This window comes from Streptomyces sp. 71268, from assembly GCF_029392895.1.
GTDB lineage: Bacteria > Actinomycetota > Actinomycetes > Streptomycetales > Streptomycetaceae > Streptomyces.
Genome location: NZ_CP114200.1, coordinates 2,149,687 through 2,173,867 on the forward strand (window position 1 = coordinate 2,149,687; position 24,181 = coordinate 2,173,867).

A 24,181-nucleotide genomic window follows, 5' to 3' on the forward strand; every position below is an offset into this window, starting at 1 on the left:
CGACTGTACGGGCAGTGGGCTCCCGCCCGACACCTGCTGACAAACCGTCAGCTCGTTAGCGCTCGGCGAGCCGCTCCGTCAGGCGCCGGAGCACGAGCGGCGGGACCAGGTGGGAGACGTCGCCGCCCCAGGCCGCGACCTCCTTGACCAGGCTGGAGGAGAGGAAGCTGTAGGTGGGGTTGGTGGGCACGAACAGCGTCTCCACACCGGACAGGCCGTTGTTCATCTGGGCCATCTGCAACTCGTAGTCGAAGTCGCTGACGGCGCGCAGGCCCTTGACGATGGCGGGGATGTCGCGCTGCTTGCAGAAGTCGACGAGGAGCCCGTGGAACGCCTCGACCTCGACGTTCCCGTACTCGGCCGTCGTCTCGCGCAGCAGGTCGATGCGCTCGTCGACAGTGAAGAGCCCTTGCTTTGACTTGTTGATCATCACGGCGACGTGCACGACGTCGTACAGCTTCGAGGCACGGGCGATGATGTCGAGGTGTCCATTGGTGACGGGGTCGAAGGACCCCGGACAGACGGCGCGGCGCAAGAGTGGTTCCTCGCTCTCCAGTGCGGTCATGACGCGCTGTGGTGTGTCGTCGTGGCGGTGCTGCGTGAAGCGGCGCGACCGTACCAAAGCGTGCCCTCCCCGTAGCGACGAGCCCGTAGCCCCTCGAAACCGGTCGGCCACCGGAACTCGCCGCCCCTGGTGCTCCGCTCCACGGTGACCAGCACCTGTGCCGCGAGCCAGCCATTACCGGAGAGTGTGAGCAGGATCTCCCGCAGCTCGTCGTCGGTGACGGCGTACGGCGGGTCGAGGAACACCACGTCGTACGGCTGCCCCGGCACGGGGCCGGCGATGACCTGTGCCGCCTTGCCCGCCCGCACCTCGGCACCGGGCAGGCCCAGGGTTCGTACGTTCTCGCGGACCACACGGGCGGCGCGAGGGTCGGCTTCCACCAGGAAGGCGTGTTCCGCGCCGCGGGAGAGCGCCTCAAGGCCGACGGCGCCCGAACCCGCGTACAGGTCGAGAACCCGTGCCCCGGCCAGCGAGCCGAGCAGCGACTCCCAGGTGGAGAACAGGCCCTCGCGCGCCCGGTCCGAGGTCGGTCGAGTGCCGGTGCCCGGGGGTACGGCGAGACGGCGCCCGCCGGCAGCCCCGGCGATCACGCGGGTCATCTGTTGGTCGGCCCTTCGTGGTGGTGGACAGCGGTGACCGTGATCGGCCACCGCTCCCCCACGATATGGCGTCAGCCGACGGACGACTCGGGGAGCCGCACCCGGCGGGGCCGCACCCAGCGGAGCGGGGACGGCTCCGCCCCGTGCCCCGTGCCCCGTGCCCCGTGCCCCGTGCCCCGTGCCCCCAAGCAGGATCACCGCTCCGTGCCCCGTGCCCCCAAGCAGGATCACCGCTCCGTGCTCCGTGCTCCGTGCTCCGTGCTCCGTGCTCCGTGCTCCGTGCTCCGTGCTCCGTGCTCCGTGCTCCGTGCTCCGTGCTCCGTGCTCCGTGCTCCGTGCTCCGTGCTCCGGCGGGATGGTGCCGCGGGGCGGGGGAAGCCGGGCGGTGCTGGCGGCGGTTCGGGCCTCGGGGGGCTGGCTGGCGAGCGTCGGGGTCCGTTGGATGGTGGGCGTCGGAGCAGCGGGGCCGGCATGCCGGTCGTGAGTGACATGCGGCCGGCGCATGGCCTTCTCGCGCTACTCAGCCCTTGTCGAGGTACTGCTCGCGCTCGGAGTCCAGCAGGGCGTCGAGCGCCGTACGCAGCGCCGGCAGCCGCTCCAACTCCGGGTCGGCCGTGACGGTCGCCACGGCCTCCGCGCGGGCGGCGGCGATGACTTCCTCGTCGTCGATGACGGTGAGCATGCGCAGACTGGAGCGGACGCCCGACTGGGCCTGCCCCAACACGTCGCCCTCGCGCCGCTGCTCCAGGTCGATGCGGGACAGTTCGAAGCCGTCCAACGTCGCGGCGACGGCGCCGAGCCGGGCCCGCGCCGGGCTGGCCTCCGGCATGTCGGTCACCAGGAGGCACAGGCCCGGGGCGGAGCCACGGCCGACACGGCCCCGCAACTGGTGCAACTGGGATACGCCGAACCGGTCCGCATCCATGATCACCATGGCCGTGGCGTTGGGTACGTTGACGCCGACCTCGATCACGGTGGTGGCCACCAACACGTCCACCTCGCCGGCGGAGAACCGGCGCATCAGCGCGTCCTTGTCATCGGGGTGCATGCGCCCGTGCAGCGCCTCGATGCGCAGTCCCTTGAGCGCGCCCTTGGTGAGCTGCTCGGTGACGTCGAGCACCGCCAACGGGGGCCGGCGCTCCCCCGCCCCGTCAGCGCCGTCCGTGGCTTCCGCCGCGCCGCCCACGTCGTACTCCGCGGCGGGGTCCGCCGCGCTCCCGGCCCCGCGCTGCCCCGACTTCGCGCCCTTGCGCTCCTTGGGGGCGTCCTCCTCGTCGCCGATACGGGGGCAGACCACGTACGCCTGGTGCCCGGACTCCACCTCTTCCCGTACGCGCTCCCAGGTGCGGGAGAGGAAGTGCGGCTTGTCCTTGGCCGGGACCACGTGGCTGGCGATGGGCGAGCGGCCCGCGGGGAGTTGGTCCAGGACCGAGGTCTCCAGGTCGCCGAAGACCGTCATGGCAACGGTGCGCGGGATGGGCGTGGCCGTCATGACCAGAAGGTGCGGGGGGCGGTCCGCCTTGGCCCGCAGCGCGTCCCGTTGCTCCACGCCGAACCGGTGCTGCTCGTCGACCACCACCAGTCCCAGATCGTGGAATTGCACCTTGTCCTCGATCAGCGCGTGGGTGCCGATCACGAGGCCCGCCTCGCCGGTGACCAGGTCGAGCAGCGCCTGGCGGCGGGCCGCGGCCCCCATGGAGCCGGTGAGCAGCACCACCTTGGTGCCGTTCTCCGACCCGCCGAGCATGCCGCCCTCGGCCAACTCGCCCATCATCTCGACGACGGAACGGTGGTGCTGCTGGGCCAGCACTTCGGTCGGCGCGAGCATCGCGGCCTGGCCCCCCGCGTCCACCACGGTCAGCATCGCGCGCAACGCCACCAACGTCTTGCCGCTACCGACCTCGCCCTGGAGCAGCCGGTGCATGGGGTGCTCGGCCGCCAGGTCACTCAGGATCTCGGCGGACACCCGCTGCTGGCCCTCGGTGAGCGTGAACGGCAGCTTGGCGTCGAAGGCGTCCAGCAGTCCGTCCTGGCGCCGAGCCCGGGGCACGGCGGGGAGCTGGGCCTCGGCGCGCCGACGGCGCGCCAGGGCCACCTGGAGCACGAACGCCTCATCCCACTTGAGTCGGTCGCGGGCCGCCGCGATGTCGGCCTTGGTGCGCGGCCGGTGGATCTTCAGCAAGGCGTCGGGCAGCGTCTCGAAGCCGCGGCCCTCGCGCAACGCGGGGGGCAGCGGATCGACCACGCCCTCCCAACCCGTCGCCTCCATGGTGTCGAGGAGCATGCCGACGGACTTGGCGAGCTGCCAGGACGCGAGTTGCTTGCAGGCGGGGTACAGCGGCAGCAACTGGTTCGCGAAGGCGTCTACCGCGCCTGCCGCGTCGTCCTCGTGATCCTGGTCCAGTAGCTCGTAGTCGGGGTGGGAGAGCTGCCGGGTCCGGTTGAACACCGAGACCTTGCCGGCGAACATCCCCCGCCGCCCCGGCAGCAGCGCCTTCTCGTGGTGGAAGACGCTCCGCCCGAAGAACACTAGTGTCAGCGCCCCGCTACCGTCGGTCACCACCACTTCGAGCCGCACGCCCTTGCCGTGGTTGAACGTCTTCTTCGTCGCCTTGGCCACCCGCGCGACCACCGTGACGTGCTCGTCCAACGGCAGGTCGGCCAGCCGGGTCAGCTCGCCCCGCTCCGCGTACCGGCGCGGGTAGTGGTGCAGCAGGTCCCCGACGGTATGCAGGTCGAGGTGGGCGGCCATCACCTTCGCGGTGTTGCCGCCAACGATCTTCTTCAGGGGTTCATCGAGCGCGGGCACGCGATCCATTGCACACCACACCACTGACAGCGTGCGCGACACTCCCCGCCACCGGCCCGTCGCACCCCCCGCGCGGCGGCCCCTACCCGCGTCCTCCCGCCGACCGTCGCGCCGCTGGCCGCCCCGGGGCGCGCGACAACCCTCGGCCCCGTGCCCCCGTGCCCCCGTGCCCCCGTGCCCCCGTGCCCCCGTGCCCCCGTGCCCCCGTGCCCTCAGCGAGGATCACCCGCGCCGCGCTCCGTAGCCCCAACGAAGCCGCCGCTCCGTGCTCCGTGCCCCGTGCCCCGTGCCCCGTGCCCCGTGCCCCGTGCCCCCAGGCAGGATCACCCGCACCGCGCTCCGTAGCCCCAACAAAACCACCGCTCCGTGGTCTGCGCTCCGTGCTCCGTGCTCCGTGCTCCGTGCTCCGTGCTCCGTGCTCCGTGCTCCGGCGGCATGGTCGGGTCGCTTGGGGTGCCGGTAGCCCGCGGCAACTCGTGGCCTCGCGTGCGGCCTACGCGCGCGGTACGGGGCGCCGTCGCTCACCCCGCGCCGGCTCAGGTCGCGGGCGGCCCGACGGTCATTCGATGCCGATGAGCAGCGGGGCCGATGGCTGTTCGCCCCGGTAGCTGACCGTGTCCACCGCCAGGTGTCGCTCCCGTACGTGTTCCTCCAGCCGCTCGGCGAGATTGTTCGGCACGCCGGCCCCCAGCACCAGGGTGACCATCTCGCCGCCGGCCGCCAGCATGCGGTCGAGCACGGTGCGCGCCGTGGCCAACAGGTCGGCCCCGATGACGACCACGTCACCGTCGATCAGGCCCAACACGTCGCCTGCCTGGCACACGCCGGCCATCGTCCACGACTGGCGTTCGGCCACGGCCAGTTCGGCGTAACGGGTCGCGCCCGCGGCCGAGGTCATCGCCACCACGTCCTCGTCGAACCCGCGGTCCCCTTCGTGAACGGCGAGCGCGGCGATGCCCTGGACGACGGAGCGGGTCGGGATGAGTGCGACACGGACCCCCTCCGTACGCATCTGCGCGGCAGCCGCGGCGGCGGTGTGGCGCAGCTCGGCGTCGTTGGGCAGCAGGACGACCTCGTGCGCGTGCGCTCGCCGGATCGCGTCGACCAGTTCGCCACTGGCGGGCGGCTCCCCGGGGCGCGCGGTGACCACGGTCGCGCCCGCTTCGCCGCACAGGGCGGCGAGTCCGTCGCCCGGGACCACCAGGACCACGGAGCGCGCGGCGCGCTCGCCCCGTGCCCCGTGCACCGTGCCCCGTGCACCGTCAGTTCGCTGGGGTTCCCTGGGCGCGGTCTCTCGGTGCAACCGGCGCTCGGCCGCGGCGCCGAAGTGCGTGATGCGGAGCCGATACGGGCGTCCCGCCTGGATGCCCGCCTCCACGGCGGCCCCCGCGTCGTCGACGTGCACGTGCACGTTCCACAGCCCGTCGCCGCCCACGATCACGAGGGAGTCGCCCAGCGCGTCCAGGCGACCACGGAGCCGGGCCACGGCGGTGTCGTCGGCCTCCAGGAGGTAGATCACTTCGTAGGCGGGGCCCGTGATCGGCTCGCCGTCGCATCCCGTGGGCCGGCCCGAGGGTCCTGCGCCGGCGGGCGCGCGCTCCGGAGTGGCGGCACCGTACGGAGCGTCGACGTCGGCACTCCGCTCGGTCGGGGTCAGGGGGGCGGGCGGGGCGGCGGGGCGGCGGGGTTCGTGAGGTTCGGGGTCGGAGCTGCCGGGACCGAGGCCGTGGCTGCCCAGGGCCGCCCGAAGCGGGCCGGTCGGCGCCGTGGTGCGTTCGCCGGTCAGCGTTTCGGCCAGGGCACCGAGGACGGTGACCAGGCCGTAGCCGCCCGCGTCCACGACGCCGGCCCGCGCGAGTACGTCGAGCTGGCCGGTGGTCGCGTCCAGAGCGGCGCAGGCACCCTCGTAGGCGGCCCGTGCCACGGCGCCGACGGGCACGGCGGCCCACCGCGTCGCGGGAGTGCTCCGCGTCCCCGGAGCCGCGCCGCCCTCGCTCGCCGTAGCCGCCCCGTACACCGCGCCTTGCTCCGCCCCGTGCCCGGTGACCGCACCGTGCCCCGCTTCGGCCCCGTGCCCCGTGCGGGCTCCGTGCCCCGTCGCGGCCCCGTGCCCCGTTTCGGCTCCGTACGGCGCCGACGCCCCGTGCTCCGCGGGGCGGGCGCCCGCCGCCCGCGCCGCTGCCGCTGCCGCCGAGGCGGCGACCGTCAGGACCGTGCCCTCAACGGGCCGGGCGACCGCGTTCCGGGCGGAATCGGCCGCGCGGAGCAGCGCGCGGGACAGGACAACCCCACTGGCGTGGCGTGCGTCACCTTCGCCTCGCGCGTCGTCCGTCGCATCATCCGCCTCGTACTGCTCGGCGAATACGTCCGCCATCCCGCGCAACATCTGGGCCAGGATGGTGCCGGAGTTACCGTGCGCGCCGATCAGCGCACCGTGCGCCATGGCTCCTATCGCGTCGCCCAGGCTCGGCCTGGACGCGGTACCGGTAGCCGCGTGGCCGTTGAAGGCGGCGCCGACGGCCTGCGCGGCGGACTCGACGGTGAGGTAGAGGTTGGTGCCGGTGTCACCGTCCGCGACCGGGTAGACGTTGATGGCGTCGATCCCCTCGCGGGCGCGCCCCAACGCCTCCAGTGCCAGCCCGCACCACGTACGTACCGCCTCGGCGTCGAACGTGTGCGGCACCTATGGCCTCCTTGGACGGTGCTGGGTGGCAGCGCGGATGCCCGCAGGGTAGTCGCGCTTCGCGGAGATCGTCTGGGGCGGGGGCCGGGGCGGCCATGGTAGTTTCGTTGTACGGGAGCGGTCGTTGTATGCTGCTCCGGTTGCCCGATCAGGTCGGGCCAAATCCCCCCGGTGATGCCGATCAGCTATTGATTCGACGAACCGGGAACTCACCGTAAGTGCATCTGAAGTCTTTGGAGTGACCCGTGGCTGCCAACTGCGACGTCTGCGGCAAGGGGCCGGGCTTCGGCAACAACATTTCGCACTCGCACCGCCGCACTCGCCGTCGTTGGAACCCCAACATTCAGACGGTGCGCGCTGTGGTCGGTCGGACGCCGAAGCGGCTCAACGTCTGCACCTCGTGCATCAAGGCCGGCAAGGTCGCGCGCTGACGTTCCCGTCGTAGCGCAGCCAGCCGGTTGCCAAAGCCGGCCCGCATTCGTGCGGGCCGGCTTTTTTGTTGCCTACATGCTGCCCATGAGCGCCCCAAGCCTCGCTCCACGGCTCCGTCGCCCGCTCGTGTGTGGGCACTCCGGTCGGATCCGCCGCTCCGTGCCCAGTGCCCCGTGCCCCGTGCCCAGTGCCCCGTGCCCCGTGCCCCGTGCCCCGTGCCCCGTGCCCCCAGGCAGGATCACCGCTCCGTGCTCCGTGCTCCGTGCTCCGTGCTCCGTGCTCCGTGCCAGGATGTCCGCCGCCCCCGGCGGGCTCGACTCGCGCCGATGCGGCGCCACAGCAGCCGTCAGCCGGCTGCCGCGCCGCCTGTCCGAAGACGTCGAGGCACGGGGCGGCGGCTCAGCGCCAGCGCCAGGCGTGGTCGACCGGGCCGATGCCGGCGCCCAGCGGGAAGCCGGCTTCGATCGCCCCCGTGACGTACTCCTTTGCCGCCGCGACGGCCTCCGGCACCGGCATGCCGTGGGCCAGGTGGGCGGCGATGGCGCTGGCGAGGGTGCAGCCGGTGCCGTGGGTGTGGCGGTTGTCGTGGCGCGGGGAGCGGAGCCAGTGTTCCTCCGTCCCGTCCGTCAGCAGGTCCACCGCGTCCCCTCGGAGGTGGCCGCCCTTCACCAGGGCCCAGCGGGGCCCGAACTCCAGGACGGCCGCCGCAGCGCGCGGCATGTCGGCCTCCGTGGCCACGCGTAGGCCGGTGAGTTGCGCGACCTCGTCCAGGTTGGGCGTGGCAACCGTCGCGACCGGCAGCAGTTTGGTGCGTACGGCGTCGAGCGCGTCGGCGGCCAGGAGGGCGTCACCGTGCTTGGAGACGCCGACCGGGTCCACGATGACGGGCGCGTTGAGGTCCGTGAGCAGGCTCGCGACGGTCTCCACGATCGCGGGTGAGGCGAGCATGCCCGTCTTCACGGCCTGGACGCCGATGTCGTCGACGACGGAGCGGAACTGGGCCCGGATCGCCTCCAGCGGAAGCTCCCACGCCCCCTGCACGCCCAGGGAGTTCTGCGCCGTGACCGCGGTGAGCACGCTCATGCCGTGCGTGCCGAGAGTCAGCATCGCCTTGAGATCGGCCTGAATGCCCGCTCCACCGCCTGAGTCGGACCCGGCGACGGTCAGGACACGGGGCGGTACGGCGGTGGGGACGGGGCCAGCACCCGGGGCGTCAGTGGTCATGCCATCGAATCTACGCCGCGCCGTTCCCGGGCCTCTCAGCCCCCTCACGGCTCGCTGGCTCCGCCCACCGACCAAGCCGTTCGGGCCGCGCCGGACCGAACGCCGGGCCGAACTGCCGCCCAGCCCGCCCCGGACATCACGTCGCGCCGACAGGACGGGGTGAGGGCGCCGCCCGCGTGTACCCGCACCGGCGCGGCACCACCCACCCGACACGGCGCCCCGTACCCGGAGAACGGCGCCAGGCCCGGCGCAGGCTCCGTGCGTGGCACGAGCCGGCCCCGTCGCCGGCCGAAAACGCGCACAGAAGGTCCGGTTGGCAGGCCCCAGAGAGGCTTGCCCAACCGGCTTGGGCGCGGCTTCAGCTTCCCGCGGATTCCTCGATGTCGCTGAAGTGGTCCCAACCGGCCTTGGCCCACGGAGCGCCGTCCACCGTCACCTGGGGCAGCGCCGACGGGTTGCGGACCTCGCCGATCACCTTCCAGCGCGCGGGCAGCTTCACGTCGGAGGGGAAGGTCGCGACGATCGCGTGGTCCTCGCCGCCGTTGAGCACCCATTGCAGCGGGTCCACGCCAACCGCCTGGCCGATGTCCGACATCTGCGAGGGAATGTCTATCGACGCGGAACTCAGGTCGATCCGGACCTTGCTGGCCTCGGCGATGTGTCCGAGGTCGGCGACCAGGCCATCGCTGACGTCCGTCATCGCCGTGGCCCCGAGCCCCGCCGCGGCAGGCCCGGCGTGGTACGGGGGTTCGGGGCGACGGTGCGCCTCGACGAAGGCACGGGGCGAGCGGAAGCCGCGCGAGAGCACGGCGTGGCCGGCCGCCGACCAACCCAGCCAGCCCGTGACGGCGACGACGTCACCCGGCCGGGCCCCGGCGCGGGTCACCGGTTCGTGGTTGCGCAGGTCGCCCAGGGCCGTGATGGCCACGGTGATCGTCTCGCCGCGCACCACGTCGCCGCCGACCACCGCGGCGCCCGCCACCTGGCACTCGTCGCGCAGGCCGTCCATCAACTCATTGGCCCACGTCGCGGGGAGGTCCGCGGGGACGACGAGACCGAGCAGCAACGCGGTGGGCACGGCCCCCATGGCGGCGATGTCCGCGAGGTTCTGCGCCGCCGCCTTGCGGCCGACGTCGTACGCCGTGGACCAGTCGCGGCGGAAGTGCCGCCCTTCGAGCAGTACGTCGGTGCTGGCCACGACCCGTCGGTCGGGCGCTGCGACCACCGCGGCGTCATCCCCCGGCCCCAGGCGGACCGCCGGGGTGCTGGTGAGTCGGGAAGTGAGCTCCCTGATCAGCCCGAACTCTCCCAACTCGCCCACGGTGCCCTTCATCCCATCGCCCCTTTGCACTGTTCTTCCGCCCTGTGCTCCGCTGTCCGCTCCGGCAGGCGCCACGCCGCGTGCGTCGCGCGGGTCTCCCCGCGTCGCTCGGCGACGCGGTACCGTGGCGTCCCTTCTTCCCACATGATCCTCGTCGCCGCCCTGGAGGTTCCGTGGTACAGGCGTACATCCTGATCCAAACTGAGGTCGGCAAAGCGTCGACCGTTGCCGACGTCATCGCCAAGATCCCAGGAGTCGTCCAGGCCGAGGACGTGACGGGTCCGTACGACGTGATCGTGCGTGCCCAAGCCGAGACGGTGGACGAGCTCGGCCACATGGTGGTCGCCAAGGTCCAGCAAGTGGACGGCATCACCCGCACCCTCACCTGCCCGGTCGTCCATCTGTAGCTCCCCGTATCCTCGGCCCGGTGAGTTTTGCACCGCGCCGTTGGCACCGCCTGCCCATCGCCATCCTGCTCTTGACCGCCGTGGGCTGCTCTGACAGCGACGAACCCGCAGCTCCCGCGGTTCCCACCCCGTCGGCGCGGGCCGTCACGTACTGCAAGGCTCTCCACAGGGAACTGCCCACGAAGGTGGATGGACTCGACCAGCGCGAGACCGAGCCCGCGTCGGAGTTCACCGCCGTCTGGGGCGAGCCCGCCGTGCAACTGCGGTGCGGCGTACAGCGCCCCGATGTGCTCACGCCCGGCAGTGAACATTACAACCCCCTGGCCGACTCCGTGGACGTCAACGGAGTCGGCTGGTTGCTGGAGAAGCGGCCCGATGGCTACCGCTTCACCACCACCCTGCGCAAGGCGTACGTGGAGGTCACGGTTCCGTCGAAGTACGCCCCCGAGATCAACCCCCTCACCGATCTGGCGGACGCGGTCAAGAAGACCATCCCGGCCGGCATCTGACCCACCACCCCCTCGGCTCCCACCCGCCGATCACGGCGGGCGTGGTACGGAGCCGTGCGGCGGTCGGAGTACGAGGCACGGAACGCGCGCTGGACGGGGCGGTACGGGCGGACGGGCGCGCACCGTTCCGCGCGACGGGGCGCCCGACGTTGGCCCTCAGCGCCCGGCGTTCTGACTCACCACACGGCGTCTTGGCACCGGCTGACGCCGCCCACCGCAGCGCTGGCCCTCCGTGCGCGCTACGGGGTCGAACGGGGCCCGCATGGCGCATGGCCGGGCCCCACGGGCGTACGGAGCGGACGGATCAGCCAGGCGCGGTGGGACGACGGTTCGGCGTACGGAGAACCGGCTCGGCCGGTACGGGCCGCGTGGCCCGGCACCCACACCGGACGTCAGCCCCACGACCCGGCCCCGTGCCCCGTGCCCCGTGCCCCGTGCCCCGTGCCCCGTGCCCCGTGCCCCCGGGGAGGATCGCTGCTCCGTGCTCCGGGTCCGCGCGATCAGGACGGGTGCCGCGGCGGCATGTACGCCGCTGGCCAGTCGCTCCGTGCGGCCCCTCACGTACTACGGGCCTTCGCACGCCGCTCCGGTGGTCGGCGTACGGACCAGCGACGGGCGTCGCCGCACAGCCTCGCCGACGTGCGTGCGGACGGAGCAGGGCGCGCGGCGTCTAGCGCAGGCCCGTCGGGCGGTTGAGGGCGGCCTGGATGAGGCGATCCACCAGTTCGGAGTAGCTGACGCCGCTCTCCTGCCACATGCGCGGGTACATGGAGATCGGCGTGAACCCGGGCATGGTGTTGATCTCGTTGATCACCAACTCGCCGCTGTCGAGGAGGAAGAAGTCCACCCGCGCCAGGCCCTCGCTGCCGGTGGCGTCGAAGGCGGCGATCGCCATCTCCTGAACGCGCGCCGTCTCCTCGGCGGTGAGCGGCGCCGGCACGATGCCGGACGCCGAGTCGATGTACTTCGCCTCGAAGTCGTAGAAGTCGTGAGCCGTGACCGGCGGGATCTCGGCCGGCACGCTGGCCCGCGGGCCGTCCTCGAACTCCAGCACGCCGCACTCGATCTCGCGCCCGCGCAGCAGCGCCTCCACCACGATCTTCGGGTCGTGCCGCCTGGCCTCCTCGACGGCCGCGTCGAGGTCCGCCAGGTCGTCCACCTTGCTGATGCCCATGGAGGAGCCGGCGCGAGCCGGCTTCACGAAGATCGGCAGGCCGTTGTCGGCGGCGAAGTCCACGATCTTCTTGCGCGCCACCGCGCCCCGGTCGTTCTCCGGGCCGAGCCCCCACTCGCGGGCCCGGATGACCTCGTAAGGCCCGATGGGCAGCCCGAAGGAGTCGAAGACGCGCTTCATGTACTCCTTGTCCATGCCGACGGCGGAGGCCAGCACTCCGGCCCCCACGTACGGCACGCCGGAGAGTTCCAGCAATCCCTGCAGCGTGCCATCCTCGCCGTACGGGCCGTGCAGCACGGGGAAGACCACGTCCACGTCGCCCAGCGCCTTGGGCACGGAGCCGGGCTCGCTGTAGACCACCTCGCGGCTGCCGGGGTCGAGCGGCAACAGCACGCCGCCCTCCGGGGTTTCCGAGAGCTGGTCGACGTTGGGCAGCGTGCCGTCGCTGATGGCCATCCGCTCGGGCGCGTCGGCGGTGAGCGCCCACCGTCCCTCGGCGGTGATGCCGATCGGCAGCACCTCGTACTTCGTACGGTCGATGGCCGACAGCACGGCGCCGGCGGTGACGACGGAGATGGCGTGCTCGGAGCTACGCCCGCCGAACACGACGGCGACGCGCGGCTTGCGACCGTCGGTTCCGGGGCCGGCGGCGGGCACGGGGCTTGGGGAAGTGGACTCGCTGCTCATCGGATTGAGATTACCCTGCGACCCGCCCACGGTCAGGTCTCGCCAGCCGGTGTCCGCGGCCCGCCCCGTCACACGGGCACGGAGCGCCGCCCACGACCACCCCACCGGACGGCTCACCGTCCGACCACCCGCCGCCTGGCATCCCCCGCCCGGCCGGACCCAACGAGCCCCGCCCCGGGCCCCGTACACCACGGCGCCTCTCCGCGACGGGCGCCCCTGCGCGCGCTCCGTGGCGCACGCAGGCACCGCCGCCGGCCGCCGGCACCGGACCGCGCGCCGCGTCACCGGCGGACGCCGGCATACGCGCTTCGGGGCCCCGTGGCATGTGCCACGGGGCCCCGAAGCAGGCGTCGACCGGTCACTTCCCACCAGAGCAAGCCGGGGCGAGCCGGTCCGAGCGGTTCAGTGGCGCTCCGGCTTGGCGGACCGCGACATCAGTTCCTTGAGCGCCACGAGAGGCGGCTTCCCGCCGTGCACGATGCTCACCACCGTCTCCGTGATCGGCATGTCCACCCGGTGGCGTCGCGCCAGGTCGAGGACGGACTCGCAGGACTTGACGCCCTCCGCCGTCTGCTTCGTCACCGCGATCGTCTCGGCCAGGGTCATGCCCCGCCCGAGGTTGGTGCCGAAGGTGTGATTGCGGGAGAGCGGGGACGAGCAGGTGGCGACGAGGTCACCCATGCCCGCGAGCCCCGCGAACGTGTGCGCGTCGGCGCCCATCGCCAGCCCGAGCCGGGTGGTCTCGGCCAGCCCGCGCGTGATCAACGACGCCTTGGCGTTGTCCCCGAGGCCCATGCCGTCGGCGATGCCCACCGCGAGGGCGATGACGTTCTTCACCGCTCCGCCCAGTTCGCAGCCGACGACGTCGGTGTTGGTGTACGGGCGGAAGTACGACGTGTGGCAGGCCGCCTGCAGCCGCTGGGCCACGGCCTCGTCGCTGCACGCGACCACGGCGGCGGCCGGCTGTCGGGCGGCGATCTCCTTGGCGAGGTTGGGCCCCGTGAGCACCGCGACCCGCTCCGGGCCGACCCCCGCCACCTCCTCGATGACCTCGCTCATCCGCTTGGCGGTGCCGAGTTCGACGCCCTTCATCAGGTTGACCAGCACGGCGTCGGCCGGCAGCAACGGGGCCCATGCGGCGAGGTTGGCACGCAGCGTCTGCGACGGCACGGTCAGCACCGCGAACCGCGCGTCCCGTGCCGCCACCGCGGGGTCCGTGGTGGCCCGCACCGTTTCGGGGAGCTTGGCGTCCGGCAGGTAGTCCGGGTTGCCGTGCCCCGTGTTGATGGCTTCCACCACCTCCGGGCGGCGCGCCCACAGCGTCACCTCACACCCGGCGTCGGCCAGCACCATCGCGAAGGCGGTGCCCCACGATCCGGCGCCGAAGACGGCACAACGCGTCACGTGGCGTTCCCCTCAGTCTCGTGCCCCGTCCGGCCACTGTCGCGTTCCGTCCGGTCGGCCTCGTGCTTGGTGCGGCCGGCCTCGCGCTCCGTACCGTCGGTCTCGTGGTCCGCGCGGTCGGCGGAGCCCAGACCTTCGGCCGCGCCGCCCTTCGGCTGCTCGGCCCGCCCCGCCGGCACCGGTTCCTGGCGCACGTCGGCGAGGAGTTCGGTGACAGCGGCCATGATCGTATCGGTGGCGGCGCGCAGCACCTCGGCCGTCGGTTCCTGGCCGTAGTACGCGGACAGGTCGACCGGGGGCCCGGCCACCACCTTGAAGGTCTTACGGGGAAACAGCCGCAGCCGCTTTGTCCCCGCGTACGGGGGAAGCACCGCATTGGCGCCCCATTGCGCGACGGGAATGACCGGCGCCTTGGTGAGCAGCGCGACGCGCGCGGCGCCGGTCTTGGCCCGCATCGGCCACTGATCCGGATCGCGGGTGAGCGTGCCCTCGGGGTAGAAGGCGACGCATTCGCCCTTGTCGATCGCGCTGACGGCCGCACGGAAGGCGTTGGCGGCGTCCGTTGACTCCCGGTAGACCGGAATCAACTGGAGCCCGTGGAACATCCGGCCGATAACGGGCACCTTGAAGAGGGCGGACTTCGCGAGGAATCGTGGCACACGCCCGGTGTTGTACTGGAAGTGCGCGTACGCCAGCGGATCGAGATACGAGTTGTGGTTGATCGCCGTGATGAATCCGCCGTGGGCCGGAATGTTCTCCATTCCACGCCAGTCCCGTTTGAACAGAATCACGAGCGGCGGTTTCACGAGGACCGCTGCCAGGCGGTACCAGAAGCCGATTCTCTGGCGGGGCACTCGGACGTCCTCCTCTTGGTCCCTGCTGACCTGCTGGCTTGCTGCCACCCGGGCAGCCGCACAAGTGTCGCCCCAGGTATCTGGTCTGTCGAGGACACCGTAACCCCGCCGGTCTCAGGCGGCTTCGGCAGCAGGCAAGAATGATGCGTGTGCGCAGAGATGAAGCGAGGGAAGCGGGAGTGGGCTGGAGCTTGGTAGTACCGCTGAAACCGCTGTCCCGCGCGAAGAGCCGGCTGGCCGACGCCGCGTCCGACGACCTACGACCTGGGCTCGCGCTCGCTTTCGCACAGGACACGGTGAGCGCGGCGCTGGCGTGTCCCGGAGTGCGAGATGTGGTGGTTGTCACGGACGACCCGCTCGCGGCGGCCGAATTGTCGACGCTGGGCGCAACGAGCGTGCGAGACGCGCCCGGCACCGGCCTGAACGCCGCACTGGCCCACGGCGCCGCCGTGGTACGCGCACGGCGCCCCGACGCGGCGGTCGCCGCGCTCAACGCCGATCTACCGGCCCTCCGATCCACGGAACTCCACCGAGTTCTGACCGCCGCCGCGGATTTCCCACGGGCTTTTCTCGCGGACGCCGCCGGGATCGGCACCACATTGTTGACCGCGGCCCCGAAATGGGAACTCAATCCGGCTTTCGGCGGCGCGTCCCGCGTTCGGCACCGCGCCACGGGAGCAGAGGACATTCCGCTGTTCGACGTACCGAGCGTGCGCCAGGACGTGGACACGGGGCACGACCTGCGGGCCGCGCTGGCCCTGGGAGTGGGCCCGTACACGACCGCTCTCCTCGCCGCCAACGGAACGCCGCCAACAGCGTCCAGCGCCCCGCCCTCCGGCTCCCCCACGCCCCACGGCTAATCGCGCCCGGCCCCAACCCGACGCCGTCCTCCCCAGCCCCGTGCGCCCCGCGCCGTGCCTTCCAGCGCGCCAGGAGTGGCGCGGCTAGCCCCGTGGGGCAACGGAGCACGGAGCGGTGAATCCTGCACGGGGCACGGGGCACGGAGCCGCGGCTGATAGACACTGCGCACGGAGCCCGGAGCGGCGCTCGCTCCGGGTACGGGGCGACGGAGCACCGAACCGGCCCGCGCAGGGCAACCCCTGGCGCGGGCTACGCTGCTGCGTATGCAGGCGACCGCGTACACGTACGACCCCGACACCCGTGCGGGCAGCGTGCTGCTCGACGACGGAACTCCGCTGGACTTCGACGCGGCGGCCTTCGACGCTGGCGGGCTACGACTGTTGCGGCCCGGCCAACGAGTGCGGATCGACGTCGAGGGCGAGGGCGAGGCCCGCCGCGTGGTCCTGGTGACACTCCAGACGTTCTAGACCGCTCGACAGCCCTACGGGCCCGCTCGCGGCCCGCGCTCTCCCGCAGGGCCCAGCGGCGTGCCCTGCCTTCCGGTTCCGGCCGCACACGCACTTCGAGCACCCCGCGCCCGCCGCGAAGTCACCGCCCCGTGCCCCGTGCTCCGTGCTCCGTGCTCCGTGCTCCGTGCTCCGTGCTCCGTGCTCCGTGCTCCGTGCTCCGTGCTCCGTGCTCCGTGCTCCGTGCTCCGTGCTCCGTGCTCCGGCAGGACGATGCCCTCGGCGGCGCCGTACGTCGCGCCAGGCAGCTCCGTACGCCGCGCCGGGCAGTGCCCGCCCCCAACAGCGATGGCGCCACGAACGCACCGCGGGCCGGGCTCCCCTGGGGGAGTCCGGCCCGGCGAGGTGCTGAGCGAGACGGTGGTGGCCGCCGCGGCTACTTCTTCCTCGCGGTGGCCTTCTTGGCCGTGGTCTTACGCGCCGTGGTCTTGCGCGCGGGGGCCTTCGTGGCCGTCGCCTTCTTCGCCGGCGCCGTCTTCTTCGCGCTGGTCTTCTTGGCGGTGGTCGTCGTCTTCTTCGCCGGCGTCGCCTTGACCGCGGTGGCCTTCTTGGCCGTCGTGGTCTTCTTGGCGGTGGTCTTCTTCGCCGTCGCCGCCTTCTTGGCGGTGGCCGTCGTCTTCTTCGCCGGCGTCGCCTTCTTCGTCGCGGCCTTCTTCGCCGTCGAAGCCTTCTTGGCGGTGGCCTTCTTCGCCGCGGCCTTCGCCGTCGTACGCGTGGAAGAACCGCCCGAGAGGCTGCCCTTGGGGGCCTTCTTCACGGCCACGTCGTTCTTCGGGAGCTTCTTCGAGCCGCTCACCAGGTCCTTGAAGCCCTGACCCGCGCGGAAGCGCGGCACCGAGGTCTTCTTGACCCGGACCCGCTCACCGGTCTGCGGGTTGCGGGCGTACCGCGCGGGGCGGTCAACCTTCTCGAACGAGCCGAAACCGGTGACCGAAACCCGGTCACCGCCCACGACCGCACGGACGATGGCGTCCAGTACCGCATCCACCGCGTCCGCGGCGTTCTGACGGCCGCCGAGCTTGTCGGCAATGGCTTCCACGAGCTGCGCCTTGTTCACGTCTTCCCCTTCGGAGACATTGCTGGAACGAATCTGTTCAAGCTTTTTCGCACGTTAGGCAGATATATACCGCAAATCAAACACGAAACGGGCTAATCACCCTTGTGCCGCAACGAACTCGACCGTCACGGAGTTCCGTCGCTGTCGAGATCTTCGGGGAAACGGCCCTCGTCGAGGTCGTTCATCAACCGGTCCAGACGCCGCGCCGCGTCTGCCAGATCGTGCTTCGCCGCTGCCGTGATGACCAGCAGCTTCCGGGACAGCGCCATCCGTACGCCCTCCGGGACTTGCAGTGTGCGCACCCTCGCATGCGCTTCCTTGAGACGGTCGGCGACAATCCCGTAAAGCTGGAGTTGGGTGTCGCGTTCCATACGTTGATTGTGCCATCTACGGCGAGTTGTCGCCTCACGGGGCCCCAACACACCGATGCGCCGCCGGTCCGGAGACCGACGACGCATCGTGCCAAACGTGCCCCGTACACGGAGCACCGGGGTGCCTTAGACCTGCACTGTATGGGGTTTGAAGGCCGGTCGGAGGGCCTCGTACGCAGCGATTTCCGCCTCTTGGCGCAGGGTCAGGCTGATGTCGTCCAGCCCCTCAAGCAGTCGCCAACGAGCGTTCTCGTCAAGCTCAAATTCGGCCGTTACGCTCCCCGCTCGCACCTGGCGCGTCACGAGGTCCACGGTGACCGCGGCTTCGGGGTCCGCCTCGGTCAGCTCCCACAGCCGCTCCACCGTCTCCTGCGGCAAGACCACCGTCAGCAGACCGTTCTTGAGCGAGTTCCCCCGGAAGATGTCGGCGAACCGCGAGGAGATGACCGTCTTGAAGCCGTAGTTCTGCAAGGCCCAGACCGCGTGCTCGCGCGAAGAGCCGGTGCCGAAGTCCGGACCGGCGAGGAGCACGGTGGCGCCCGCGCGCTCGGGCTGGTTCAGCACGAAGTCCGGGTTCTTGCGCCACGCCTCGAAGAGGCCGTCCTCGAAGCCGTCACGAGTGACCTTCTTCAGCCAGTGTGCGGGGATGATCTGGTCGGTGTCGACGTTGCTGCGGCGCAACGGAACGGCGCGGCCGGTGTGCGTGGTGAATGCTTCCATGTCTGATCAGACCCCCACGGGAGCGGTTGACGGAGCGAGGTCGGCGGGCGAGGCGAGGCTGCCGCGCACGGCCGTGGCGGCGGCGACCTGGGGCGAGACCAGGTGCGTACGCCCGCCCTTCCCCTGACGTCCCTCGAAGTTGCGGTTGGAGGTGGAGGCGGAACGCTCGCCGGGAGCGAGCTGGTCGGGGTTCATGCCCAGGCACATCGAGCACCCGGCGTGCCGCCATTCGGCCCCGGCCGCGGTGAAGACCTTGTCCAGTCCCTCCTGCACCGCCTGCAGGGCCACCCGTACCGAACCCGGAACCACCAGCATCCGGACGCCCTCGGCAACCTGGCGCCCCTCCAGCACGGCGGCGGCCGCGCGCAGGTCCTCGATCCGGCCGTTGGTGCACGACCCGACGAACACGGTGTCCACGCTGATGTCGCGCAGCGCCTGACCGGCCGTCAACCCCATGTACTCCAGGGCCTTTTCGGCCGCCTGGCGCTCGCTGGCGTCCGCGTACGAGGCGGGGTCGGGCACGGACGCCGACAACGGGGCACCCTGCCCCGGATTGGTGCCCCAGGTGACGAACGGGGCCAGCGTCGCCGCGTCGATGACCACCTCGCGGTCGAAGGTGGCGTCCTCGTCGGTGCGCAGGGTGCGCCAGTAGGCCACCGCCTCGTCCCACTGCTCGCCACGGGGCGCGTGGTCGCGACCCTTGAGATAGGCGAAGGTGGTCTCGTCGGGGGCGATCATCCCGGCCCGCGCGCCGGCCTCGATGGACATGTTGCACACGGTCATCCGCGCTTCCATCGACAGCTTCTCGATGGCCTCGCCGCGGTACTCGATGACGTACCCCTGGCCGCCACCGGTGCCGATCTTCGCGATGACCGCGAGGATCAGGTCCTTCGCGGTGACGTCCGCGGGCAGTTCGCCCTCGACGGTGATGGCCATCGTCCTGAACGGGGCCAGCGGCAGCGTCTGGGTGGCCAGCACGTGCTCCACCTGCGAGGTGCCGATCCCGAACGCGAGGGCGCCGAACGCCCCGTGCGTGGAGGTGTGGCTGTCCCCGCACACCACCGTGGTGCCCGGCTGGGTCAGCCCCAACTGCGGCCCCACGACGTGCACCACGCCCTGCTCGACGTCGCCCAGCGGGTGCAGGCGGACGCCGAACTCCGCGCAGTTCTTGCGCAGCGTCTCCAGTTGGGTGCGGGATACGGGGTCCGCGATGGGCTTGTCGATGTCGAGGGTGGGGGTGTTGTGGTCCTCGGTCGCGATGGTGAGGTCGGTACGCCGCACCCGCCGCCCCGCCTTGCGGAGCCCGTCGAACGCCTGCGGGCTGGTCACCTCGTGCAGCAGGTGCAGATCGATGAAGAGCAAGTCGGGCTCGCCCTCGGCGCGCCGGACGACGTGATCGTCCCAGACCTTCTCCGCCAGTGTCCGTCCCATCGCTGTCCCTCCGGTCGGCGTCGCTGCCGACCCAACTCGTGTGTTCGTGGGAGCGCCGCCATGAGTGCCCGGCGCCACCTCCAGCCTGGCGGCTGCCGTGAGAATTTGAACTTGCGTTTCATACTGTGAGACGCGAGTATCGTTGCATGGACAACTCTAGCGGCGTGGGCGTACTCGACAAGGCGGCTCTGGTGCTGAGCGCACTGGAGGCCGGCCCGGCCACCCTGGCAAGTCTGGTCTCAGCGACCGGCCTCGCGCGCCCGACGGCGCACCGTCTCGCGGTGGCGCTGGAGCACCACCGCATGGTGGCGCGGGACATGCAGGGCCGGTTCATCCTCGGCCCCCGGCTGGCCGAACTCGCAGCGGCGGCCGGCGAGGACCGACTGCTGGCCACGGCCGGCCCGGTCCTCACCCACCTGCGCGACGTGACCGGCGAGAGCGCCCAGCTCTACCGGCGCCAGGGCGACATGCGCATCTGCGTCGCCGCGGCGGAACGGCTGTCCGGACTGCGGGACACGGTGCCGGTCGGCTCGACGCTGCCGATGAAGGCCGGCTCGGCGGCGCAGATCCTGATGGCCTGGGAGGAGCCGGAGCGGCTGCACCGCGGCCTGCAGGGGGCGCGCTTCACGGCGACGGCCCTCTCTGGCGTACGGCGCCGGGGCTGGGCCCAGTCGATCGGCGAACGCGAGCCGGGCGTGGCCTCCGTCTCCGCGCCGGTACGGGGCCCCTCCAACCGCGTCGTCGCCGCGGTTTCCGTCTCGGGCCCCATCGAGCGCCTGACCCGCCACCCGGGCCGCATGCACGCCCAGGCGGTCATAGACGCCGCGCTACGCCTCTCCGAGGCCCTGCGCCGCACGGGCTGACACGCCCCGGCGCTCCGGGCACGCCACCGCACCGCCGCACGGACGCCGCCCCGTGCCCCGTGCCCCGTGCCCCGTGCCCCGTGCCCCGTGCCCCGTGCCCCGTGCCCCGTGCCCCGTGCCCCGTGCCCCGTGCCCCGTGCCCCGTGCCCCGTGCCCCCAGGCAGGATCGCCGCTCCGTCCCCGCGCCCCAAGGAGGCAAGTGCCGCTGTCTCGCGTACGGTTCCGCACCGCGCCAGGGGCGTCACCAGGCACCACGTGATCGCTTCACGTTGGCTACCGCACTGCGCCGCGCGGCGCGGCATGGCGGTCCCGTGTCGGAGCGTGCGACAACGCGGCAGCGCGTAACGGAAAATGGCCTCCCGCGTCATGCGGAAGGCCATTTTCTTTCTCTCTTGTACCCCCGACCGGATTCGAACCGGCGCTACCGCCTTGAGAGGGCGGCGTGCTAGGCCGCTACACAACGGGGGCCTGATTTACTGCGCTGGGCTACCAGGACTCGAACCTAGACTAAATGAACCAGAATCACTCGTGCTGCCAATTACACCATAGCCCATGGTATAGACCAGTACCCCCGACCGGATTCGAACCGGCGCTACCGCCTTGAGAGGGCGGCGTGCTAGGCCGCTACACAACGGGGGCCCTAGCGATCCATTCGTCGTCGCCTCCGGGGTTTTTCCGGATGGTGACGGAGTCAGGATCTGTACCCCCGACCGGATTCGAACCGGCGCTACTGCCTTGAGAGGGCAGCGTGCTAGGCCGCTACACAACGGGGGCTTGTTACTGCAATCCAAGAGATCAAACGAAGGATCTCTTGCTGGGCTACCAGGACTCGAACCTAGACTAACTGAACCAGAATCAGTCGTGCTGCCAATTACACCATAGCCCACCAAAACTCAAACCCCCTGCTGGGGATTTTTGTTTGGATCTGCGCTTTCCGCTGGGGCTTCCCGGCCCCTGGCGGGCGGCGCAGGAAGAACATTACCCGACAGGAGGCGGCGCACCAAAACGGATACCGCTCGTGTGAGCGGCTCGACAGCCGCCCCACGCGTGCTCGCGCCCCGCTACACGCGCCTGGTCGGCCCGCGCGCGGCAGATCCCCCGCCAGCGACCCGCGGGCGCGCGGCGAAGGCCACCGCCCGTCCCGAGGCCGTCGAGCGCACCGCGCAGCGCCCCGACCGCAGCACGGACGCCCGTCATCCCTACCCAGCGCACACCCCCACGGCACGCCCCCCGCGCGCCCCCGAACAGCCCCGCACGGAGCCACGACGTAGCCGTAACGGGGCGGTGGCCGGCGGCGGAACGGTGGGACAAACGGCTGGCGCCGCCCCACACCGTGGGACGGCGCCAGCCGTGGCCCGCCCCGTCGGGGCGCGCCGTGGTCGCGGCTACAGCGCGGCCCGCAGCCGGCGCAGCGTCTCCTCGCGGCCGAGCAGTTCCATCGACTCGAACAGCGGCGGCGAGACCCGACGACCGGTGACCGCGACCCGCAGCGGCGTGAAGGCGAACTTCGGCTTGATGCCGAGCCCGTCCACCAGCGCCTCACGCAGCACGGCCTGAATGGGCTCGGGCGTGAAGTCGGCCAGCTCCTCCAGCGCCTTGACGCTGGCCTCAAGGACCGGCTTGGCGTCCTCGGTCAGCACCTTGGCCGCGTCGGCCTCGTCCACCCGGAAGTGCTCCGGCTTCACGAACAGGAAGCCGAGCATGCCCACCGCCTCGCCGAGCACCACCATGCGCTCCTGGGTGAGCGGAGCGGCCTTGGCGAGCAGGTCGAGTTCGGCGTCGCTGGGGCCCCGTCCCGGGAAGAGGAAGGGCACCAGGCGGCGTACGAACTCGTCGGGCGCCAGGGCGCGCAGGTGGGTGGCGTTGATGGCCTCGCACTTCTTGAGGTCGAACCGCGCCGGGTTGGCGTTGACGTCGCCCAGGTCGAAGGCGGCGACCATCTCCTCGATGGAGAAGATGTCCCGGTCCTCGGCCAGCGACCAGCCCAGCAGGGACAGGTAGTTGAGCAGCCCCTCGGGGAGGAAGCCGCGCTCGCGGTAGAGGTTGAGGGACGCCTGCGGGTCGCGCTTGGACAGCTTCTTGTTGCCCTCGCCCATGACGTACGGGAGGTGGCCGAAGGCCGGCACGGTGCCGTTGCCCACGCCGATCTGGGCGAGCGCCCCGTACAGCGCGATCTGGCGCGGCGTCGAGGAGAGCAGGTCCTCGCCGCGGAGCACGTGCGTGATCTCCATCAGCGCGTCGTCGACCGGGTTGACGAGGGTGTAGAGCGGGGCCCCGTTGGCGCGCACGATGCCGAAGTCCGGCACGTTCTCCGGGGTGAACGTCAGCTCGCCGCGCACCAGGTCGGTGAAGGTGATCGGGGTGTCGGGCATCCGGAACCGGACGATCGGTGTGCGACCCTCGGCGCGGTACGCGGCGATCTGCTCGGCCGAGAGGTCGCGGCACTTCCCGTCGTACCCGGAGGGCTTGCCGGCCTTGCGGGCCGCGTCGCGGCGGGCGTCGAGCTCCTCGGTGGTGCAGAAGCACTCGTACGCGAAGCCGCCTTCCTGGAGCTTGCGGGCGACGTCCGCGTAGATGCCCATGCGCTGCGACTGCCGGTACGGGGCGTGCGGGCCGCCGATCTCGGGGCCCTCGTCCCAGTCGAAGCCGAGCCAGCGCATCGAGTCCAGGAGCTGTTCGTAGCTCTCCTCGGAGTCGCGGGCCGCGTCGGTGTCCTCGATGCGGAAGACCAGGGTGCCGCCGTGGTGACGGGCGAACGCCCAGTTGAACAGGGCGGTGCGGACCAGGCCCACGTGGGGGTTGCCGGTGGGCGAGGGACAGAAACGGACGCGTACGGGAGATGCGCTAGCCACGCTTGATCACCTTGTTGGTGAGAGTGCCGATGCCTTCGATGGTGACGGCGACTTCGTCGCCGACGTTGAGCGGGCCGACCCCAGCCGGGGTGCCCGTGAGGATGACGTCGCCCGGGAGCAGCGTCATGGCCTCGGTGATGTGCACGATCAGGTCCTCGACGGAGCGGACCATCTCGCTGGTGCGGCCTAGTTGCCGCTGCTCACCGTTGACGGTGCACATGATCGCGAGGTCGCCCGGTTCGACGTCGGTCTCCACCCACGGCCCCAGCGGGCACGAGGTGTCGAACCCCTTGGCCCGCGCCCACTGCTGCTCGCGGCGCTGTACGTCGCGCGCGGTGACGTCGTTGGCGCAGGTGTAGCCGAGGATGACGTCCCGGGCCCGCTCGCGCGGGACCTCCCGGCACATCCTGCCGATCACGACGGCCAGCTCGGCCTCGTGGTGGACCTCCTGCGAGAAGGAGGGGTAGGCGATGGCGTCGCCGGGGCCGACCACCGAGGTGGACGGCTTGAAGAAGGCGACGGGAACGTCGGGAACCTCGTTGCCGAGCTCCCTGGCGTGCTCCGCGTAGTTGCGACCGATCGCCACGACCTTGTTGGGGAGCACCGGGGGCAGCAGGCGCACCTTGTCCAGCGGGACCTTCTGGCCCGAGCGTTCGAATTCGGCGAAGGGGTGCCCCTTGATGATGTCGAGGACGGGGCCGCCGTCAGGGGCGGCGGCCTCCTCCACGACTCCGAACGCGACGTTGCCGTCGATGGAGAATCTGGCGATGCGCACGGGAAGTGCTGCCCTTCACTACTGATCATTGGCTGAGGTCTGACGCTCCAGGCTATCGCCCCGTTTTCGACACCGCC

Annotated in this window: 21 protein-coding genes and 5 tRNA genes; 6 read left to right on the forward strand and 20 right to left on the reverse strand. The window is 71.6% G+C overall.

What is annotated here, in order from left to right; genetic code table 11:
* Window positions 1–55 precede the first annotated feature (55 nt).
* From coaD to OYE22_RS07840, 4 genes are all read right to left on the reverse strand, one after another.
* Window positions 56–565, reverse strand: coding sequence for a pantetheine-phosphate adenylyltransferase (gene coaD, locus OYE22_RS07825; protein WP_187063303.1), 510 nt, complete (start codon window positions 563–565; stop codon window positions 56–58).
* Window positions 562–1,164 (reverse strand): 16S rRNA (guanine(966)-N(2))-methyltransferase RsmD, encoded by a 603-nt coding sequence (rsmD, locus tag OYE22_RS07830; RefSeq protein ID WP_277319729.1) that lies wholly within the window; start codon window positions 1,162–1,164, stop codon window positions 562–564. The genes coaD and rsmD overlap by 4 nt, the downstream gene beginning before the upstream one ends.
* A 520-nt stretch (window positions 1,165–1,684) precedes the next feature.
* Window positions 1,685–3,982 (reverse strand): ATP-dependent DNA helicase RecG, encoded by a 2,298-nt coding sequence (gene recG / locus OYE22_RS07835; protein ID WP_277319730.1) that lies wholly within the window; start codon window positions 3,980–3,982, stop codon window positions 1,685–1,687.
* Window positions 3,983–4,532: 550 nt separating this feature from the next.
* The gene (locus OYE22_RS07840; protein WP_277319731.1) at window positions 4,533–6,656 is read right to left on the reverse strand and encodes a DAK2 domain-containing protein; all 2,124 of its coding nucleotides are present in this window, start codon (window positions 6,654–6,656) and stop codon (window positions 4,533–4,535) included.
* Between the two features lie 245 nt (window positions 6,657–6,901).
* On the opposite strand from OYE22_RS07840, the gene rpmB reads away from it, so the two are divergent.
* Window positions 6,902–7,087, forward strand: a complete 186-nt coding sequence (gene rpmB / locus OYE22_RS07845) for a 50S ribosomal protein L28 (RefSeq protein ID WP_014628431.1) — start codon at window positions 6,902–6,904, stop codon at window positions 7,085–7,087.
* Window positions 7,088–7,487: 400 nt separating this feature from the next.
* Here rpmB and thiD read toward each other — a convergent pair whose 3' ends face one another.
* On the reverse strand, window positions 7,488–8,312 hold the full coding sequence (thiD, locus tag OYE22_RS07850; RefSeq protein ID WP_277319732.1) for a bifunctional hydroxymethylpyrimidine kinase/phosphomethylpyrimidine kinase: 825 nt from the start codon (window positions 8,310–8,312) through the stop codon (window positions 7,488–7,490).
* Window positions 8,313–8,670: 358 nt separating this feature from the next.
* Window positions 8,671–9,645 carry a thiamine-phosphate kinase gene (locus OYE22_RS07855; protein ID WP_176164333.1) on the reverse strand — a complete coding sequence of 325 codons (975 nt, stop codon included), beginning with the start codon at window positions 9,643–9,645 and terminating at the stop codon, window positions 8,671–8,673.
* Window positions 9,646–9,806: 161 nt separating this feature from the next.
* On the opposite strand from OYE22_RS07855, the gene OYE22_RS07860 reads away from it, so the two are divergent.
* Together OYE22_RS07860 and OYE22_RS07865 are read left to right on the forward strand one after the other, a co-directional pair.
* Window positions 9,807–10,040 (forward strand): Lrp/AsnC ligand binding domain-containing protein, encoded by a 234-nt coding sequence (locus OYE22_RS07860; RefSeq protein ID WP_277319734.1) that lies wholly within the window; start codon window positions 9,807–9,809, stop codon window positions 10,038–10,040.
* Window positions 10,041–10,060: 20 nt separating this feature from the next.
* Window positions 10,061–10,549 (forward strand): DUF3515 domain-containing protein, encoded by a 489-nt coding sequence (locus OYE22_RS07865; RefSeq protein WP_277319735.1) that lies wholly within the window; start codon window positions 10,061–10,063, stop codon window positions 10,547–10,549.
* A 670-nt stretch (window positions 10,550–11,219) separates the two neighbouring features.
* On the opposite strand, the gene OYE22_RS07870 is transcribed toward OYE22_RS07865, so the two are convergent.
* The 3 genes from OYE22_RS07870 to OYE22_RS07880 form a co-directional block, all read right to left on the reverse strand.
* Window positions 11,220–12,410 carry a D-alanine--D-alanine ligase family protein gene (locus OYE22_RS07870; protein WP_277319737.1) on the reverse strand — a complete coding sequence of 397 codons (1,191 nt, stop codon included), beginning with the start codon at window positions 12,408–12,410 and terminating at the stop codon, window positions 11,220–11,222.
* A gap of 402 nt (window positions 12,411–12,812) precedes the next feature.
* Entirely contained in the window at window positions 12,813–13,814 is a 1,002-nt protein-coding gene (locus OYE22_RS07875; protein WP_277319738.1) for an NAD(P)H-dependent glycerol-3-phosphate dehydrogenase, read from the reverse strand.
* Window positions 13,811–14,668, reverse strand: coding sequence for a lysophospholipid acyltransferase family protein (locus tag OYE22_RS07880; protein ID WP_277319739.1), 858 nt, complete (start codon window positions 14,666–14,668; stop codon window positions 13,811–13,813). Before OYE22_RS07880 ends, OYE22_RS07875 begins: the two co-directional genes overlap by 4 nt.
* Before the next feature lie 179 nt (window positions 14,669–14,847).
* Here OYE22_RS07880 and cofC point away from each other — a divergent pair, with 179 nt between their 5' ends.
* Both cofC and OYE22_RS07890 read left to right on the forward strand, forming a co-directional pair.
* A complete protein-coding gene (gene cofC, locus OYE22_RS07885; protein WP_277324040.1) occupies window positions 14,848–15,528 on the forward strand; it encodes a 2-phospho-L-lactate guanylyltransferase in 681 nt (226 codons plus the stop codon).
* Window positions 15,529–15,792: 264 nt separating this feature from the next.
* A complete protein-coding gene (locus OYE22_RS07890; protein ID WP_277319740.1) occupies window positions 15,793–15,996 on the forward strand; it encodes a hypothetical protein in 204 nt (67 codons plus the stop codon).
* A gap of 415 nt (window positions 15,997–16,411) precedes the next feature.
* On the opposite strand, the gene OYE22_RS07895 is transcribed toward OYE22_RS07890, so the two are convergent.
* The 4 genes from OYE22_RS07895 to leuC all read right to left on the reverse strand — a co-directional run bounded on the left by OYE22_RS07895 (window position 16,412) and on the right by leuC (window position 19,614).
* Window positions 16,412–17,092, reverse strand: coding sequence for an HU family DNA-binding protein (locus OYE22_RS07895; protein WP_277319741.1), 681 nt, complete (start codon window positions 17,090–17,092; stop codon window positions 16,412–16,414).
* 125 nt (window positions 17,093–17,217) lie between these two features.
* On the reverse strand, window positions 17,218–17,463 hold the full coding sequence (locus OYE22_RS07900; RefSeq protein ID WP_176164326.1) for a hypothetical protein: 246 nt from the start codon (window positions 17,461–17,463) through the stop codon (window positions 17,218–17,220).
* Between the two features lie 126 nt (window positions 17,464–17,589).
* On the reverse strand, window positions 17,590–18,183 hold the full coding sequence (gene leuD / locus OYE22_RS07905) for a 3-isopropylmalate dehydratase small subunit (protein WP_277319742.1): 594 nt from the start codon (window positions 18,181–18,183) through the stop codon (window positions 17,590–17,592).
* 6 nt (window positions 18,184–18,189) lie between these two features.
* Entirely contained in the window at window positions 18,190–19,614 is a 1,425-nt protein-coding gene (leuC, locus tag OYE22_RS07910; protein ID WP_277319743.1) for a 3-isopropylmalate dehydratase large subunit, read from the reverse strand.
* Window positions 19,615–19,760: 146 nt separating this feature from the next.
* Here leuC and ndgR point away from each other — a divergent pair, with 146 nt between their 5' ends.
* On the forward strand, window positions 19,761–20,477 hold the full coding sequence (gene ndgR, locus OYE22_RS07915; protein WP_176164323.1) for an IclR family transcriptional regulator NdgR: 717 nt from the start codon (window positions 19,761–19,763) through the stop codon (window positions 20,475–20,477).
* A gap of 395 nt (window positions 20,478–20,872) precedes the next feature.
* Here the strand turns inward: ndgR and OYE22_RS07920 are convergent.
* The 7 genes from OYE22_RS07920 to OYE22_RS07950 form a co-directional block, all read right to left on the reverse strand.
* Window positions 20,873–20,945 (reverse strand) — tRNA-Glu (locus OYE22_RS07920).
* 13 nt (window positions 20,946–20,958) lie between these two features.
* A tRNA-Gln gene (locus OYE22_RS07925) sits at window positions 20,959–21,030 on the reverse strand.
* A 13-nt stretch (window positions 21,031–21,043) separates the two neighbouring features.
* A tRNA-Glu gene (locus tag OYE22_RS07930) sits at window positions 21,044–21,116 on the reverse strand.
* 62 nt (window positions 21,117–21,178) lie between these two features.
* Window positions 21,179–21,251, reverse strand: a tRNA-Glu gene (locus tag OYE22_RS07935).
* 40 nt (window positions 21,252–21,291) lie between these two features.
* Window positions 21,292–21,363: transfer RNA gene (locus OYE22_RS07940), tRNA-Gln, on the reverse strand.
* 499 nt (window positions 21,364–21,862) lie between these two features.
* Window positions 21,863–23,329 carry a glutamate--tRNA ligase gene (gene gltX, locus OYE22_RS07945; protein WP_277319744.1) on the reverse strand — a complete coding sequence of 489 codons (1,467 nt, stop codon included), beginning with the start codon at window positions 23,327–23,329 and terminating at the stop codon, window positions 21,863–21,865.
* Window positions 23,322–24,104, reverse strand: coding sequence for a fumarylacetoacetate hydrolase family protein (locus OYE22_RS07950; protein WP_277319745.1), 783 nt, complete (start codon window positions 24,102–24,104; stop codon window positions 23,322–23,324). The genes gltX and OYE22_RS07950 overlap by 8 nt, the downstream gene beginning before the upstream one ends.
* Between the last annotated feature and the right edge of the window lie 77 nt (window positions 24,105–24,181).

Bases quoted from the DNA above. Each gene is read 5' to 3' on its own strand.
- ndgR (WP_176164323.1), top strand. From the start codon at position 19,761: ATGGACAACTCTAGCGGCGTGGGCGTACTCGACAAGGCGGCTCTGGTG.
- OYE22_RS07855 (WP_176164333.1), bottom strand. From the start codon at position 9,645: ATGAAGGGCACCGTGGGCGAGTTGGGAGAGTTCGGGCTGATCAGGGAG.
- recG (WP_277319730.1), bottom strand. From the start codon at position 3,982: ATGGATCGCGTGCCCGCGCTCGATGAACCCCTGAAGAAGATCGTTGGC.
- leuC (WP_277319743.1), bottom strand. From the start codon at position 19,614: ATGGGACGGACACTGGCGGAGAAGGTCTGGGACGATCACGTCGTCCGG.
- coaD (WP_187063303.1), bottom strand. From the start codon at position 565: ATGACCGCACTGGAGAGCGAGGAACCACTCTTGCGCCGCGCCGTCTGT.
- OYE22_RS07890 (WP_277319740.1), top strand. From the start codon at position 15,793: ATGCAGGCGACCGCGTACACGTACGACCCCGACACCCGTGCGGGCAGC.
- rsmD (WP_277319729.1), bottom strand. From the start codon at position 1,164: ATGACCCGCGTGATCGCCGGGGCTGCCGGCGGGCGCCGTCTCGCCGTA.
- thiD (WP_277319732.1), bottom strand. From the start codon at position 8,312: ATGACCACTGACGCCCCGGGTGCTGGCCCCGTCCCCACCGCCGTACCG.
- leuD (WP_277319742.1), bottom strand. From the start codon at position 18,183: ATGGAAGCATTCACCACGCACACCGGCCGCGCCGTTCCGTTGCGCCGC.
- OYE22_RS07900 (WP_176164326.1), bottom strand. From the start codon at position 17,463: ATGGAACGCGACACCCAACTCCAGCTTTACGGGATTGTCGCCGACCGT.
- OYE22_RS07870 (WP_277319737.1), bottom strand. From the start codon at position 12,410: ATGAGCAGCGAGTCCACTTCCCCAAGCCCCGTGCCCGCCGCCGGCCCC.